The sequence below is a fragment of the Pseudomonas sp. H1h genome (assembly GCF_000633255.1).
Taxonomy (GTDB): domain Bacteria; phylum Pseudomonadota; class Gammaproteobacteria; order Pseudomonadales; family Pseudomonadaceae; genus Aquipseudomonas.
Genome location: NZ_AYMJ01000022.1, coordinates 25,435 through 39,595 on the forward strand (window position 1 = coordinate 25,435; position 14,161 = coordinate 39,595).

At 63.0% G+C, this 14,161-nt stretch carries 16 protein-coding genes and 1 riboswitch; of the genes, 2 read left to right on the top strand and 14 right to left on the bottom strand.

The genetic code is table 11. The features are described from left to right. Nucleotides 1-126: 126 nt before the first annotated feature. From U862_RS0119710 to cobO, 14 genes are all read right to left on the bottom strand, one after another. Entirely contained in the window at nucleotides 127-687 is a 561-nt protein-coding gene (locus tag U862_RS0119710; protein ID WP_025111985.1) for a glutathione peroxidase, read from the bottom strand. A gap of 52 nt (nucleotides 688-739) precedes the next feature. Further along, nucleotides 740-865 (bottom strand): hypothetical protein, encoded by a 126-nt coding sequence (locus U862_RS31210; RefSeq protein ID WP_256214716.1) that lies wholly within the window; start codon nucleotides 863-865, stop codon nucleotides 740-742. Continuing rightward, a complete protein-coding gene (locus U862_RS0119720) occupies nucleotides 862-2,070 on the bottom strand; it encodes an MFS transporter (protein ID WP_025111986.1) in 1,209 nt (402 codons plus the stop codon). Before U862_RS0119720 ends, U862_RS31210 begins: the two co-directional genes overlap by 4 nt. Nucleotides 2,071-2,123: 53 nt before the next feature. Further along, complete coding sequence (locus U862_RS0119725; RefSeq protein WP_025111987.1) at nucleotides 2,124-2,528, bottom strand: MarR family winged helix-turn-helix transcriptional regulator; 405 nt, start codon at nucleotides 2,526-2,528, stop codon at nucleotides 2,124-2,126. Nucleotides 2,529-2,703: 175 nt separating this feature from the next. Further along, nucleotides 2,704-3,435: an adenosylcobinamide-GDP ribazoletransferase gene (locus U862_RS0119730; protein ID WP_025111988.1), complete on the bottom strand. Its 732-nt coding sequence runs from the start codon at nucleotides 3,433-3,435 to the stop codon at nucleotides 2,704-2,706. 1 nt (nucleotide 3,436) lies between these two features. Further along, on the bottom strand, nucleotides 3,437-4,012 hold the full coding sequence (gene cobC, locus U862_RS0119735) for an alpha-ribazole phosphatase family protein (protein ID WP_025111989.1): 576 nt from the start codon (nucleotides 4,010-4,012) through the stop codon (nucleotides 3,437-3,439). Beyond that, nucleotides 4,009-5,064, bottom strand: a complete 1,056-nt coding sequence (cobT, locus tag U862_RS0119740) for a nicotinate-nucleotide--dimethylbenzimidazole phosphoribosyltransferase (RefSeq protein WP_025111990.1) — start codon at nucleotides 5,062-5,064, stop codon at nucleotides 4,009-4,011. The genes cobC and cobT overlap by 4 nt, the downstream gene beginning before the upstream one ends. Further along, on the bottom strand, nucleotides 5,061-5,582 hold the full coding sequence (gene cobU, locus U862_RS0119745; RefSeq protein WP_025111991.1) for a bifunctional adenosylcobinamide kinase/adenosylcobinamide-phosphate guanylyltransferase: 522 nt from the start codon (nucleotides 5,580-5,582) through the stop codon (nucleotides 5,061-5,063). The genes cobT and cobU overlap by 4 nt, the downstream gene beginning before the upstream one ends. Nucleotides 5,583-5,660: 78 nt before the next feature. Further along, the gene (locus U862_RS0119750; protein ID WP_025111992.1) at nucleotides 5,661-7,157 is read right to left on the bottom strand and encodes a cobyric acid synthase; all 1,497 of its coding nucleotides are present in this window, start codon (nucleotides 7,155-7,157) and stop codon (nucleotides 5,661-5,663) included. Further along, nucleotides 7,154-8,146 carry a threonine-phosphate decarboxylase CobD gene (gene cobD / locus U862_RS0119755; protein WP_025111993.1) on the bottom strand — a complete coding sequence of 331 codons (993 nt, stop codon included), beginning with the start codon at nucleotides 8,144-8,146 and terminating at the stop codon, nucleotides 7,154-7,156. The genes U862_RS0119750 and cobD overlap by 4 nt, the downstream gene beginning before the upstream one ends. Further along, nucleotides 8,139-9,047 (bottom strand): adenosylcobinamide-phosphate synthase CbiB, encoded by a 909-nt coding sequence (cbiB, locus tag U862_RS0119760; RefSeq protein ID WP_025111994.1) that lies wholly within the window; start codon nucleotides 9,045-9,047, stop codon nucleotides 8,139-8,141. Before cbiB ends, cobD begins: the two co-directional genes overlap by 8 nt. Continuing rightward, a complete protein-coding gene (gene bluB, locus U862_RS0119765; protein ID WP_025111995.1) occupies nucleotides 9,044-9,694 on the bottom strand; it encodes a 5,6-dimethylbenzimidazole synthase in 651 nt (216 codons plus the stop codon). Before bluB ends, cbiB begins: the two co-directional genes overlap by 4 nt. Continuing rightward, a complete protein-coding gene (locus U862_RS0119770) occupies nucleotides 9,691-11,073 on the bottom strand; it encodes a cobyrinate a,c-diamide synthase (RefSeq protein WP_025111996.1) in 1,383 nt (460 codons plus the stop codon). The genes bluB and U862_RS0119770 overlap by 4 nt, the downstream gene beginning before the upstream one ends. After that, nucleotides 11,070-11,681, bottom strand: coding sequence for a cob(I)yrinic acid a,c-diamide adenosyltransferase (cobO, locus tag U862_RS0119775; RefSeq protein ID WP_003223053.1), 612 nt, complete (start codon nucleotides 11,679-11,681; stop codon nucleotides 11,070-11,072). The genes U862_RS0119770 and cobO overlap by 4 nt, the downstream gene beginning before the upstream one ends. Before the next feature lie 80 nt (nucleotides 11,682-11,761). Then, nucleotides 11,762-11,993, bottom strand: a riboswitch (cobalamin riboswitch). 163 nt (nucleotides 11,994-12,156) lie between these two features. On the opposite strand from cobO, the gene U862_RS0119780 reads away from it, so the two are divergent. Continuing rightward, a complete protein-coding gene (locus U862_RS0119780; protein ID WP_025111997.1) occupies nucleotides 12,157-12,741 on the top strand; it encodes a hypothetical protein in 585 nt (194 codons plus the stop codon). A gap of 66 nt (nucleotides 12,742-12,807) precedes the next feature. Further along, on the top strand, nucleotides 12,808-14,121 hold the full coding sequence (locus tag U862_RS0119785) for a sorbosone dehydrogenase family protein (RefSeq protein ID WP_025111998.1): 1,314 nt from the start codon (nucleotides 12,808-12,810) through the stop codon (nucleotides 14,119-14,121). Nucleotides 14,122-14,161 lie beyond the last annotated feature (40 nt).

The window sequence follows — 14,161 nt, forward strand, 5'->3', positions numbered from 1 at the left end:
CTTTTTTGTGCATGCATGAACATCAATGTGGGAGCGAGCCTGCTCGCGAAAGCGCTGGGTCAGACAAACATATGTTCCGGGGCAGATCGTCTTCGCGAGCAGGCTCGCTCCCACAAAGATTGTGTCTCAGTCAGCCTGGGATTTTGAGGCTATGGCTTTCTCGATAGCGGCGATAAATTCCGGATCATCCGGCTTGGTCAGGCTTGAGAAATTGGCAACCACTTTGCCCTGACGGTCGATCACATACTTGTAGAAATTCCACTTCGGCTCGCTGCTCTGCTCCGCCAGCACCTTGAACAGGTGAGTCGCGTCGTCGCCACGGACTTTCTGTGGCTCGGTCATGGTGAACGTCACGCCGTAGTTGGCGTAGCAGACCTTGGCGGTCTCGGCGCTGTCCCCGGACTCCTGCTTGAAGTCGTTGGACGGCACACCGAGCATTTCCAGACCCTGTGCCTTGTAGCGCTGATTGAGCGCTTCGAGGCCTTCGAACTGCGGAGCGAAGCCACAGAAACTTGCGGTATTGACCACCACCAGCGGTTTGCCGGCGTAGCGCTGGCACAGGTCGATGGATTCCTTGGCGCGCAATTTGGGCAGCGAACCTTGCAGCGTGTCCGGACAGTCAGCGGCCTGCGCCAGTCCGGTCAACGCCATCAGCAACGCGGGTACAGCACACCAGCGCATGAGCATGTCGGGCATCCTTGAGCAGTCATCAGACCCCGACGTTACTCGCCCTTCAAGCCTACAGGCAAGCGCCCATGCCTAACTGCATCAGCGCCAGGCCGCCCTGATGCCAACCCCACCACACCAGCGCCAACAACAGGGCGCCGAGTGCAGCGAAGGCGAATCGCGGCCAGGAACGCTTCATGCGGCGCTCACACTCGGTTGCAGGCGCGCCACCGGACGCTCGCGCACCGGCCAGTTCAGCGCGGCCGCCAGCAGGCTCAAGAGAATCGCTACTTGCCAGATCAAGTCATAACTCCCGGTACGGTCATACACCACCCCGCCCAGCCAGCCGCCGAGGAATGAGCCGAGCTGATGGAACAGGAACACGATACCGCCGAGCATGGACAGATTGCGCACACCAAACAAGGTCGCCACCGTACCGTTGGTCAAAGGCACCGTCGACAGCCACAGGAAGCCCATGGCCATGCCGAACAGGTAGGCTGACGTGGTGGTCACCGGCAGCCACAGGAACAACGCAATCACCACTGCGCGCAGCAGGTACAACGCCGTCAGCAAACGCGGCTTGGACATGCGCCCGCCGAGCCAGCCGGCGGTATAAGTACCGAAGATGTTGAACAGCCCGATCAGCGCCAGCACCGTAGTACCGACCGTGGCCGGCAGATGCTGATCGACCAGATAGGCCGGCAGATGCACGCCGATGAACACCACCTGAAAACCGCAGACGAAAAAGCCGAACGCCAGCAGCCAGAAACCGGAATGCGAACAGGCTTCACGCAACGCTTCGGACAAGGTCTGCTCATGACCCAGCACCGGCAGCGGTTTGTCCTTGAGCATGCTCACCAGCGGCACGATCAGCGCCACCAGCAGACCGAGCACCAACAGCGCAGCCGACCAACCGAGCCAGCCAATCAGACCCAGCGTACCCGGCAGCATGGCGAACTGGCCGAACGAGCCGGCAGCGCTGGCAATGCCCATGCCCATGCTGCGTTTTTCCGCCGGCACGGCACGACCGACCACGCCGAGGATCACCGAGAACGAGGTGCCGGACAGACCGATACCGATCAACAGACCCGCACTCAGCGACAGGCTCAGCGCCGAATCGGACAAGCCCATGAACACCAGGCCCAAGGCGTAAAGCACACCGCCGACCAGCACCACTTTCGCCGCGCCAAAACGGTCAGCCAAAGCCCCGGTGAACGGTTGCGCCAGGCCCCAGATCAGGTTCTGCAAGGCGATGGCGAAGGCGAACACCTCGCGCCCCCAACCGAACTGCGCACTCATCGGTGACAGGAACAGGCCAAAACCGTGCCGCACGCCCAATGACAACGCCAGAATCAGCGCACTTCCCAGCAACACCCAACCGCACGTACGCCACATCGATGTCATTGTTATTCTCCGCTTGCGGGTATATACCCGCTTGAGTTTGGAAAAAACCGGCCTCAGGCCAGTTCATCCAGCAATCTGAGCAAGGTTTCACGCTTCTCGGCGCCCAGGCGATCGATCAATCGCTGTTGCGCCGCTTCCCAGGCTGGCAGGGCCGCTGCCAGACGCTGCACGCCGGCCTCGGTGAGCCTGACGATGCGGTTGCGCATGTCTTCGCCCTCGGCCAGCGCCACCAGCCCCTCGCCTTCCAACACCCGCAGATTGCGCCCCAGGGTGCTGCGATCCAGGCCCATGGCTTCGGCCAGTTCGGAAATGCTCGGTTGATCCAGGCGCTGCAGATTGCACAGCAAAGAATACTGGGCAACGTTGATCCCGAAGCCGTCGAGAGCGCCGTCGTAATGCCTGCTGACGCCACGAGCGGCGCGACGCAGGTTGGTGCACAAACACTGAGAAGGAAGCATGATGCGTGTATATACCCGGGACTGTGTTAAATCAAGTTACACATGAGTTTATCAATAAGGTTTGTGGCGTCTGACACACCGCCTTCGCGAGCAAGCCCGCTCCCACAGGGGAATGCATTCCAAATGTGGGAGCGGGCTTGCTCGCGAAGAGGCCAGAAAAGACAACAAACACCTGTCAGACCAACACCACCCCAACCAACACCGCCACCTCCAGCAATTCCAGCAACGCCCCCGCCGTATCGCCCGTGGTCCCGCCCAACCGCCGCATCATCAACTGCCGCAGCCAGACAAAAACACCGAACGCGACAACCAGCGCAACAACCGCTTCAACCCCGGCAATCAGCACACAGCCCAGCGCACTGAACCCAAGCACCCACCAACCCGCCTTGCGCGGCAGATGATCAGCCAGCGCCTGCCCCAACCCACCCGCCCGCACATACGGCGTGGTCAGAAACAACCCCAGCAATGCCGCACGTCCCAGCAGTGGAGCAACGATCAACGCCACCGCGTGCCCTTGCTCGATCAGCGCCAGCAACGCGGTGAACTTGAGCAACAGCACCAGCACCAGCGTCACCACCGCGATTGGCCCGCTGCGCGGATCCTTCATGATCGTCAGCGTGCGCTCACGATCACCGAAGCCACCGAGCCAGGCGTCGGCGCTGTCGGCCAGCCCGTCGAGGTGCAGCGCGCCGCTGAGCAACACCCACACCGTCAACAACAACGCGGCATGCAGCAACAGCGGCGCACCGGCCAATGCCAGGTTCAGCGCCCAGAGGATCACCCCGAACAGCAGCCCTACCAGCGGATAGAACAGCAACGAGCGCCCGAGCTGTTCCGGCGCCGGCATCCCCGGCAGACGAATCGGCAAACTGCTGAGAAATTGCAGGGCGATCCACAGTGGCAGCATGTCAGCGACCTTCCTTGAGCGAACCATCGGCCTCAACGGTCAGAGAAAACAGCGAAGCATGCGCGACTTCGACATTGAGCAACTGCTCACGGGGCAAACCACGCGCCCGCGCCAGCAACAGGCGCATCACGCCGCCATGACTGATCAGCAACACGCGTTCGCCGGCGTAGGCCTGATACAACCGCGCAACCGCCCCCAGCACACGCGCAGAAAAATCGCTGACCGGCTCACCCTGCGGCGGCGTAAAGGCATACGGGTCCGCCCAGAACAACCCCAGCGCCTCGGCATCCGTCGCCATCAACGCTGCGGCGCTCTGCCCTTCCCAGGCGCCGAAATGCAGCTCCTGCAGATCCTTGTCCAGACTCACCGGCAGATTCAGTTGCTCTCCCAGCTCGGCGGCAAACCGCGCGCAACGCTGCAGCGGCGAACTGACCAGCCGATCCCACGGCCCGCCCGCAATCACCGCCGCGCGCATCTGCGCCCAGCCGTTTTGCGTCAACGCATCATCGAGGCTGCCGCGCAAACCACCGCCCAGTTCAGTTTCGCCGTGACGCAGCAGGTCCAGGCGCAAGGTCATGCCGGACGATCCGCCACTGCGGCTTCGGCGAACGTCGCCATCTGCCCGTGCAGATCACAGGCCAGGCGCAACAGCGGCACAGCCAACGCCGCCCCGCTGCCCTCACCCAGACGCAAGCCAAGTTCCAGCAACGGTTCGGCACTGAGGGCTTCCAGCACATGACGATGGCCCGGCTCGGCGCCACGATGACCGAACAATAGCCACTCGCGGCAAGCCGGATTCAGCCGCACCGCCACCAGCGCAGCGACTGTGCAGATAAAGCCGTCGACCAGCACCGCAACGCCTTCCTGAGCACAGGCCAGGTAAGCGCCGACCAGTGCGGCGATTTCAAAACCGCCGAGGTTGAACAGGGTTTGCAGCGCATCGCCACGTTGCGCCGCGTGCAGCGCCAGCGCGCGCTCGATGACCTGCGCTTTGTGGCTGACACCTTCGGCATTCAACCCAGTGCCGGGGCCGGTCAGATGTGTCACCGGGCAATCGAGCAAGGCGCAGGCCAGCGCACTGGCGGCGGTGGTGTTGCCGATGCCCATTTCACCACCGATGAACAACTGCGCGCCTGCTGCCTTGGCACGCAGCACACTGTCGCGACCGGCCTGCAAAGCGAGCTCGCCCTGCGTCCGGGTCATCGCCGCGCCCTTGGCGAAATTCGCCGTGCCCGGGCCGACATTCAAGTGCAGCACGCCGGGCAGATTCAACGAGGGCGTCACCGTGCCCAGGTCCACCACTTCCAGTTGTGCATCGAGCTGGCGCGCCAGCACGCTGATCGCCGCGCCGCCGCTGACGAAGTTGAGCAGCATCTGCCCCGTGACTTCCTGGGGAAAAGCCGACACCCCTTCCGCGACCACGCCATGATCGCCGGCAAAAATCGCGATCCACAGCTGGTCGAGGCGCGGTTTGACCTGGCCCTGCAATCCCGCCAGTTGCACCGCCACCGTTTCGAGGCGACCGAGAGAACCGGCCGGTTTGGTCAGTTGCTGTTGCCGCGCGGCCGCTTGTTCAACGATCTCGGCATTCACGGGTTTGCACGGATTCAACCACCACGCTTGAGTCATAACGCAGGTCCTTTCAGGGTCAGGGGCAGGCCGGCGACGGTCAGGACGACACGCTGACAGCGCTCAGCCAGAGCTTGATGCAGCCAACCGGCTTCATCGACGTAGCGGCGAGTCAATTCGCCCAGCGGCACGACACCCATTCCGGTCTCGTTGCTGACAAAAATGATTTCCCCCGGCAGTGACGCCAGGCAGTCCAGCAGGGCTTCGCGCTCAGCGGCGAGACGCTCGGCGTTATCGAGCATCAGCAGATTGGTCAGCCACAGGGTCAGGCAGTCCACCAGCAGGCAACGCTCGGTGCTGGTGTGTTCACGCAGGATGCGAGCCAGCTCCAGCGGTTCTTCGATCAACGCCCATTCGACCGGACGACGAGCGCGGTGATGCGCGACGCGGTCGTTCATTTCGCCGTCCAGCGGTTGGCTGGTGGCGATGTAGGTGACGGCCAGTTGGCTGTCGCTGGCGAGTTTTTCCGCGAGGCGACTTTTGCCGGAGCGGGCGCCGCCGAGGATCAGTTGGAGCATTGGGGACATCCTGAAAATTATGTGTTGAGGCAACCGGCCCCTTCGCGAGGGGGGCCGCTCCCACCCTGGAATGCATTCTCATGCGGGCGCGGGCTTGCTCGCGAAGAGGCCGGAACAGCCAACCTGGATCCCACAAAGCTGGCGCAGTAGCCCGGTATCCAGATGCTTCTCCACCAGATCCGCCAGCCGCTCGATATCACGCTCGCGCAAGCCGTGGTAATCCACTTCCTGCACATCGCTCAACCCGGCCCAACGCAGCAACGCGGCACTGGCGTGCGGCGACTCGAACAAGCCGTGCAAATAGGTGCCGAGCACCTGCCCGTCGAGGCTCTGCGCGCCATCGCAACGACCGTCGTCCAGATGCACCGCCGCATTCTCCAGCGCCGGCCCAGCCGTCACGCCCGCATGGATTTCATATCCACTGACCTCGGCCTCTTCCAGCGCCAGACGCCCGCGCACATTGCGCAATTGCTTCTCGGCTTCCAGCGTCGTTTCGAACGCCAGCAGACCCAGGCCGGCGCTCGAACCGGGCGCGCCTTCCAGCCCCAGCGGATCGTGCACCTGCTCGCCGAGCATTTGCAGGCCACCGCAAATCCCCAGCAGCTTGCCGCCGTAACGCAGGTGCCGGTTGATCGCCGTGTCCCAACCGTTGGCGCGCAGATACGCGAGATCGCTGCGCACGCTTTTCGAGCCGGGCAGGATGATCAAGTCGGCGGCAGGAATCGCCTGCCCCGGGCCGATGAACTGCAGGTCCACCTGCGGATGCAAACGCAGCGGATCGAAATCGGTGTGATTGCTGATGCGCGGCAGCACCGGCACCACCACTTTGAGCACTTGTTCGGCCTTGCCGGTCTGGCGCTGGTCGATGCCGTCCTCGGCCTCCAGGTGCAGATCCATCACGTATGGCAGCACCCCCAGCACCGGTTTGCCGGTACGCTGCTCGAGCCAGTCAAGGCCCGGTTGCAGCAAGGCGATGTCGCCGCGAAATCGGTTGATGATGAAACCTTTGACCCGCGCCTGTTCGCTCGGTGACAGCAACTCCAGGGTGCCGACCAGATGCGCGAATACTCCGCCGCGATTGATGTCGGCAATCAGCAGCACCGGGCAATCCACCGCCTCGGCAAAGCCCATGTTGGCGATGTCACCGGCGCGCAGATTGATCTCCGCTGGCGAGCCTGCGCCTTCGACCATCACCAGCGGATACGCCGCGCTGAGCCGTTCGTGCGAAGCGAGCACCGCTTGCATGGCGATGGCTTTGTAGTCGTGATAGGCCACGGCGTTCATGCTGGTGACCGCGCGACCATGGATGATGACTTGTGCGCCAGTGTCGCTGTTGGGTTTGAGCAGCACCGGGTTCATGTCGGTGTGCGGTTCGAGGTGCGCCGCTTGCGCCTGCACCGCTTGGGCGCGGCCGATCTCGCCGCCATCAGCGGTCACGGCACTGTTGAGCGCCATGTTCTGCGGCTTGAACGGCACCACCGCCACGCCCTGACGGGTGGCCCAGCGGCACAGCGCCGTCACCAGCGTGCTTTTACCGGCATCGGAAGTGGTGCCTTGCACCATCAGGGTGGTCATGTCGATTCCTTGGCAAAGGCTTGCAGCGCTTGCTCGAGACGCGCCTCTTCAGCGGCATTGGCCGGCAGACCGAAACGCAGGCTGCTGTTGTGAGTGAAGAGACGCAGAAGGATGCCGCGTCGGGCCATGAATTCGTGCAACGCCACGGCGTGCTCGGTGATCAGCCACTGGAACAGCGCGCATCCGCCCAAGGGCTTTAAGCCGTAGCGCTCCAGCAACAACGCCAGGCGCTCGCTGGCCTCATCGCTGCGCATGCGTTGCCGGGTGTGCGCCTCGGTGTCCTGCAGACAGGCTTGGCCGAGCACCCGTGTCGGGCCGCTGACCGCCCATGGCCCGACCTGTTCGGCGAGCAACCTGAGCAACTTGCGCTCAGCCAACACAAAGCCCAGGCGCACGCCGGCCAGACCGAAGAACTTGCCGAACGAGCGCAACACAATCAATCCGACTTGATGGGTGTGCGACGCCAGACTCAGTTGTGGTGTGTTGTCCATGAACGCTTCATCGACTACCAGCCAACCGCCGCGCTGGGCCAGCCGCGCGTGCCAGTCCAGCAGTCGCGCCGGGGTCAGGCTCAGGCCGGTCGGATTGTTCGGATTGACCACGACCAGCACGTCGAGGCTGTCGAGAAAAAATTCGACCTCCTGCTCCAGCACTTCCCGCACGATGTAACCACTGCGGCGCCAGGCTTCGGCGTGCTCGGCATAACACGGTGACAACACGCCGACCTTGCCGGCACGGCGCAAACGCGGCAGCAACTGGATCGCCATCTGCGAGCCGGCCACCGGCAACACCTGGGAGGCGCCGTAGTAATCGCACGCGGCCTGCTCCAGGCCATCGTCGGTTTCCGGCAGACGCGCCCAAGCGCGCAACGGAATTTCCGGAACCGCAAACGGCCACGGCGCAAGGCCACTGGACAGGTCGAGCCAGTCGGCCTCGGCGATACCGTAATCGAGTGCAGCCTTGCGCAGCCGGCCACCGTGCTCAAGCATAGAATTCAGCCCCCACGCAGAGAATCAGCAGCCATAACCATACCCCGCGCTGGACCAATTGCCAGCCGCGATCAATCGAATCGGCATCCGCCGGCGCACCTTCGCCCAGCTGCGGACGGTCGTGCAGTTCACCGTGATAGATCGCCGGGCCGCCCAGCTCGACATTCAGCGCACCGGCACCGGCAGCCATCACCGGACCGGCATTGGGGCTGTCCCATTTCGGCGCCTGGGTGCGCCAGCATTTCCAGGCGAGCCGGGTGTTGCCCAACAGCGCGTAGGTCAGTGCCACCAGCCGTGCAGGAATGTAGTTGAGCACGTCATCGATTTTTGCCGCACACCAGCCGAAACGCTCGAAACGTTCGTTGCGATAACCCCACATTGCATCGAGCGTGTTGCTCAAGCGATAGAGCACCACGCCCGGCGCACCGGCCACGACAAACCAGAACAGCGCAGCGAACACCGCATCACTGCCGTTTTCCAGCACCGACTCGGTAGCGGCACGGGCGACGGCGGTGCTGTCCAGTTCGCTGGTCTGGCGGCTGACCAGATAGCCGACGCGTTGGCGCGCCTCTTCCAGATCTTCACTGCGCAGGGCTTTGGCCACAGGCTCGACGTGCTCGCCAAGACTGCGCATGCCCAGGGCGCAATACAGCGCAAGAATCTCGACGATCCAGCCCACGTAAGGCGCCCAGGAAAATGCGGTGGCGAGCAACGTCAGCGGCAGCACCGCGATCACCCACGCGGTGACTCCGTGACTGCGCCAGCCACGGCCGCCCGCATTGAAACGTCGCTCGATGCGCCCGGCGAAATTGCCGAACGCCACCAGCGGATGCCAGCGTTTCGGTTCACCCAGCAGCGCATCCAGCGCGACTGCAGCGACACTCAACAACGCCACACTCATTGACTCACTCCCCAATAATTTTCATACAGCAACTCATTGAGCGGACGCGCCTGCGCCCACCCTTCGAGTACCAGCATCGGCGCCGGATAGAATTCCTTGACCGGGCCCAGGCACAACACCGCCAACGGCTTGGCACCGACCGGCAGTTGCAGCAGATTGGCCAGCGCCTGCGGCTCGAACAGCGAGACCCAGCCCATCCCCAGTCCTTCGGCACGGGACGCCAGCCACAGGTTCTGGATCGCGCAGGACAACGACGCCATGTCCATTTCCGGCAGCGTACGACGCCCGAAAATGTGCCGTTCGCGATCATCCATCAGCGCCGCGACCAGCACTTCGGCGCAATCGTTGATGCCTTCGACCTTGAGCTTCATGAACTCGTCGCTGCGCTCGCCGAGGGCAATGGCTGTACGGATGCGTTCTTCTTCGACGAGGTTCTGGATCTGCCCGCGCAAGGCACGGTCGCTGATGCGAATGAAACGCCAAGGCTGCATCAGGCCGACGCTGGGCGCCTGATGTGCGGCCTCAAGCAGACGCCGCAGCAATTGAGGCTCGACCGTGCCACCGGTGAAGTGGCGCATGTCGCGGCGTTCGGCGATGGCTCGGTAGACCGCTTGGCGCTCGCCTTCGGAAAATGCGTTGTCGCTCATGGCCTCTTAGCGAGCAAGCCCGCTCCCACAGGGGTTGGGTGATCCAATGCGGGAGCGGGCTTGCTCGCGAAAGCGGCCTCGAGATCCGGTGCAAACAATGCGGCAATCGCAGTCGGATTCGACGGAAAATAAAAGTGCACGTACGACGCCGTCATCCGTCCCTCGCGATACACCGCCTCCGCTCCGCGCCCGCCATTGGGGCTCAGGCCCCGGGCAATCGGCGTCAGTTCAGTGGTGGTCAGGGAATGGTGATAGGTGTGGCCGCGCAACGAACCTTCCGGCAGATCCACCGCTTGCAGCGCCAGTGCTGCCAGACGCTTTTGCATCACCGCATGACCGCGCAGCAGCCCGACCAGCTCAGCGCGGGCGCCTTCGACGTCAGTCAACGAATCGAGTAGATAGAGCATGCCGCCACACTCGGCGAGCAGTGGTTTGCCGGCGGCGTGGTGCGCACGGATCGCCTCAAGCATCGCAGTATTTTGCGCCAACGCGACATGGTGCAATTCCGGATAACCGCCCGGCAGATACAGGCTGTCAGCCTCAGGCAACTGCGTATCGCGAATCGGCGAGAAGAAGCTCAACTCGGCGCCCATCGCGCGCAGCAAGTCGAGGCTGGCGCCGTAGGTGAAGGCAAAGGCTTCATCGCGTGCGACAGCAATGCGCACACCTGCGAGCAACGGTTCAGCGGGGATCACTTCAGGCGCGGCGAATTCCACGGCCGGTGGCAGCGCTACCTCGCAACTGCTGGCCAAAGCTTCGGCGGCCGCGTCGAGACGCAAATCCAGGTCATTCAGTTCACTGGCTTGCACCAGTCCGAGATGGCGGCTCGGCAACTCGATCCCCGTTTCGCGGGACAGCGCGCCGTACCAGCGCAAGCCTTCGGTGAGGCTGCCCTCGAGCAGTTGCGCGTGACGCAAGGTGCCGACGCGGTTGGCGAGCACGCCGGCAAACGGCAAGTCCGGCTGATAGCGCGCCAGCCCCAGCGCCAGGGCGCCAAAGGTCTGGGCCATCGCAGTACCGTCGATCACGCCGAGCACCGGCACACCAAAGTGTCGCGCCAGATCGGCACTCGAAGGCGTACCGTCGAACAGGCCCATCACGCCTTCGATCAGAATCAGATCCGCCTCGGCGGCGGCTTCCCACAACAGACGCCGGCTTTCCTGCTCGCCGACCATCCACATGTCCAGTTGATACACCGGCGCACCGCTGGCGCGCTCGAGAATCATAGGGTCGAGGAAGTCCGGGCCACATTTGAAGACGCGCACCTTGCGCCCCTGATTGCGATGCAAACGCGCGAGTGCGGCGGTGACGGTGGTCTTGCCCTGACCGGAGGCCGGCGCGGCAATCAGCACCGCCGGGCAGTGACGTGGTTGATTCAAAGTTCGACGCCTTTCTGCGCTTTGATGCCTGCCTGAAAGGCGTGTTTGAGCATGCCCATTTCGGTGACGGTGTCACCCATCTCGATCATTTCCGGCTTGGCCGCACGACCGGTGACGATCACGTGCTGCATTGGCGGACGCGCCTGCAAATCGCTGAGCACCTGATCCAGGTCGAGGTAGCCATGCTTGAGGGCGATGTTCAGTTCATCCAGCACCACCAGACCGATCGACGGATCGCGCAGCAGCTCGCGGGAGACTGCCCACGCGGCTTCGGCGGCAGCAATGTCACGCTGCCGGTCCTGGGTTTCCCAGGTGAAGCCCTCGCCCATCACGTGAAAGCGCACTTGCTCGGGGAAGCGCCGGAAGAACAGTTCTTCGCCGGTGCTGTTGCGCCCCTTGATGAACTGCACCACGCCGCACTGCATGCCGTGGCCCATGGCGCGGGCAAGCATGCCGAACGCCGAGCTGCTTTTGCCTTTGCCATTGCCGGTCAGCACCAGCACCAGGCCGCACTCGTCGGGCGAATTGGCGATGCGTTCGTCGATCACGGCTTTTTTGCGCTGCATACGCGCCAGATGGCGTTCGTCACGCTCGGGGGAATCGGTCATGGGGGAGCTCTCCGTTGAGGCTGGATAACGGCGGGCAGGCACAAGAATAGACGGCAAAAAGCCTGGCATCGCCCACCGTGATGCCGCTGGATGAATCAGGCCGGTCTCCGGGCTCATGAGCGGCAAATCGCCGGGCTGCGCGCCTTCCCGCGTCTGTCGACACAGTGGCTCAATGCGCAGCTTTCACTCATTTACCGTTGCGGGGGCAGCGCCGGGATCGCGATCGTTCTTCGCCTGAAGACAACCCTCACCGGCTTCCCTGTTTCACTCTGTCGACACACGTCACAGAGCACCTGAAACAAGCCGCGAAGGTTAGAGGGTTGGGGGTGGAGCGTCAATTAAAGAGGCGGCCGTCGGGCGAATAACTGCCGCCGATCAATTATCTGGCGCCAATCTTGTGCCACACTGATACAAGTGATATCAAAGAGCCATGCTTTTCTCGAAAAAGCCCATCACAACAATAAGGATGATTACGATGCAAGGCATGATCATCAGCAACCCGCGCCTGGAGTTCCTGCGCCCGGTGCTTGAACGCTGGTTTGACTGTATCGACCGCTACAACGCCGTGCGCGGCGACAACGACACGCCTTACTGGCATGACGAGAAAGCCAATCTCGGATTGCTCTCCGCTGCGGCATGGATGGCCGAACTGGTGACCCTTTGCGATACTGCCACCCGCAAGCAGAACGAGGACGGCGAGCGCAATGCCCGCGCCCACCTGTTCCTCGCAGGTGCCGAAGACCGCGCCTACATCCAGGCCACGCAGCGCTGGCCGCGAGTCAGCAACCTCAACCTGACCCAGGCCCTGCTGGAAATCACCAGCGACGCCAAACGCATCAGCTTCGCAAGCGACCTCAAACTCGGTTGCCTGTTCGTCGCACCGCAAAAAGCCCAGCACAGCGCGAGCCCGGAAGAGCTGCAGGACATGGTCGACGACCTGCAAAAGGAACACTGCTGCGCCGTCGCCTGGTATTTCCCCTACGCCTACCGCAAGTTGCGCAGCGAAGCGGGCAACTATCACCCCGGAATCGCCGTGCTGTTCAAAGAGGCCCGTGGCTGAGCGGTTGAACCATCGGGTGCGCAGGCTCCTCTATGATTAGGCATGCATTCATAGGGAAGATCAGTAATGCGCAAAACCCAACTCGCTCTCGTCATCGCCCTCGCCGGAGGGCTCGCCGCCTGCGGTGAATCCTCCAGCCTGCAAGTTTCCGACGGCACCGGCCCGTCACCGAAGCTGCCCGAACCCAACAAGACCCTGATTCCGACGGTGAACATCGCCCCGGCGATCGGCTGGCCTGCGGGCGGCAAACCGACCGCAGTGACCGGTACGCAAGTCGCTGCATTTGCCGAAGGCCTCGACCATCCGCGCTGGCTCTACGTGCTGCCCAACGGTGACGTACTGGTGGCGGAAACCAATGCTCCGCCAAAGCCTGACGACAGCAGTGGCATTCGTGACTGGGTAATGAAGAAAGTCATGGGCAAGGCTGGCGCCGGCGTGCCGAGCCCGAATCGCATCACCCTGCTGCGCGATGCCGACCACGACGGCGTGGCCGAGACCCGCACGGTTTTTCTGCAGAATCTCAATTCGCCGTTCGGCATGACGCTGGTCGGCAACGATCTGTACGTCGCCGACACTGATCGCTTGCTGCGCTTCCACTACGAGCCAGGCGCGACCGAGATCAAGACGCAGCCGATCAAAGTCACCGACCTGCCAGGCGGCACACTGAACCATCACTGGACCAAGAACGTTATCGCCAGCAAGGACGGCAGCAAGTTGTACGTCACCGTCGGCTCGAACAGCAACGTCGGCGAAAACGGCCTGGATAAAGAGGAAGGTCGCGCGGCGATCTGGGAAGTGGATCGCGCCACAGGCAACCACCGGATCTTCGCCTCGGGCATCCGCAACCCCAACGGTCTCGCGTGGGAGCCAACCTCTGGCGCGCTGTGGACGGCGGTCAACGAGCGTGACGAGATCGGCAGCGACCTGGTGCCGGACTACATCACCTCAGTCAAGGACGGCGGCTTCTATGGCTGGCCCTTCAGCTATTACGGCCAGCATGTGGATGTGCGCGTAAAACCGCAAAACCTCGATCTGGTGGCCAAGGCCATTGCTCCTGACTACGCCGTAGGCCCGCACACCGCCTCGCTGGGCCTGACATTCGCCGAGGGCAACAGCCTGCCGGCGCAATTCAAGGAAGGCGCGTTCATTGGCCAGCATGGCTCATGGAACCGCAAACCGCACAGTGGCTATAAAGTGATTTTCGTACCGTTCGCCGCCGGCAAGCCGAACGGAGCACCGGTCGATGTGCTGACCGGCTTCCTCGACAAGGACGAGAACGCTCTGGGCCGCCCGGTGGGCGTGGTGATCGACCAGCAAGGCGGTTTGCTGGTGGCCGACGATGTGGGCAACAAGGTGTGGCGGGTGTCGTCCGCCAAATAATTTAGCGGCCAGCACATAACAAATGTGGGAGATTCTATGT

Bases quoted from the DNA above. Each gene is read 5' to 3' on its own strand.
- U862_RS0119720 (WP_025111986.1), bottom strand. From the start codon at position 2,070: ATGACATCGATGTGGCGTACGTGCGGTTGGGTGTTGCTGGGAAGTGCG.
- cbiB (WP_025111994.1), bottom strand. From the start codon at position 9,047: ATGAGTGTGGCGTTGTTGAGTGTCGCTGCAGTCGCGCTGGATGCGCTG.
- cobO (WP_003223053.1), bottom strand. From the start codon at position 11,681: ATGACCGATTCCCCCGAGCGTGACGAACGCCATCTGGCGCGTATGCAG.
- U862_RS0119725 (WP_025111987.1), bottom strand. From the start codon at position 2,528: ATGCTTCCTTCTCAGTGTTTGTGCACCAACCTGCGTCGCGCCGCTCGT.
- cobU (WP_025111991.1), bottom strand. From the start codon at position 5,582: ATGCTCCAACTGATCCTCGGCGGCGCCCGCTCCGGCAAAAGTCGCCTC.
- U862_RS0119750 (WP_025111992.1), bottom strand. From the start codon at position 7,157: ATGACCACCCTGATGGTGCAAGGCACCACTTCCGATGCCGGTAAAAGC.
- U862_RS0119730 (WP_025111988.1), bottom strand. From the start codon at position 3,435: ATGCTGCCACTGTGGATCGCCCTGCAATTTCTCAGCAGTTTGCCGATT.
- U862_RS0119785 (WP_025111998.1), top strand. From the start codon at position 12,808: ATGCGCAAAACCCAACTCGCTCTCGTCATCGCCCTCGCCGGAGGGCTC.
- cobD (WP_025111993.1), bottom strand. From the start codon at position 8,146: ATGCTTGAGCACGGTGGCCGGCTGCGCAAGGCTGCACTCGATTACGGT.
- U862_RS0119780 (WP_025111997.1), top strand. From the start codon at position 12,157: ATGCAAGGCATGATCATCAGCAACCCGCGCCTGGAGTTCCTGCGCCCG.
- U862_RS31210 (WP_256214716.1), bottom strand. From the start codon at position 865: ATGAAGCGTTCCTGGCCGCGATTCGCCTTCGCTGCACTCGGCGCCCTG.
- U862_RS0119710 (WP_025111985.1), bottom strand. From the start codon at position 687: ATGCTCATGCGCTGGTGTGCTGTACCCGCGTTGCTGATGGCGTTGACC.
- cobC (WP_025111989.1), bottom strand. From the start codon at position 4,012: ATGACCTTGCGCCTGGACCTGCTGCGTCACGGCGAAACTGAACTGGGC.
- cobT (WP_025111990.1), bottom strand. From the start codon at position 5,064: ATGACTCAAGCGTGGTGGTTGAATCCGTGCAAACCCGTGAATGCCGAG.
- bluB (WP_025111995.1), bottom strand. From the start codon at position 9,694: ATGAGCGACAACGCATTTTCCGAAGGCGAGCGCCAAGCGGTCTACCGA.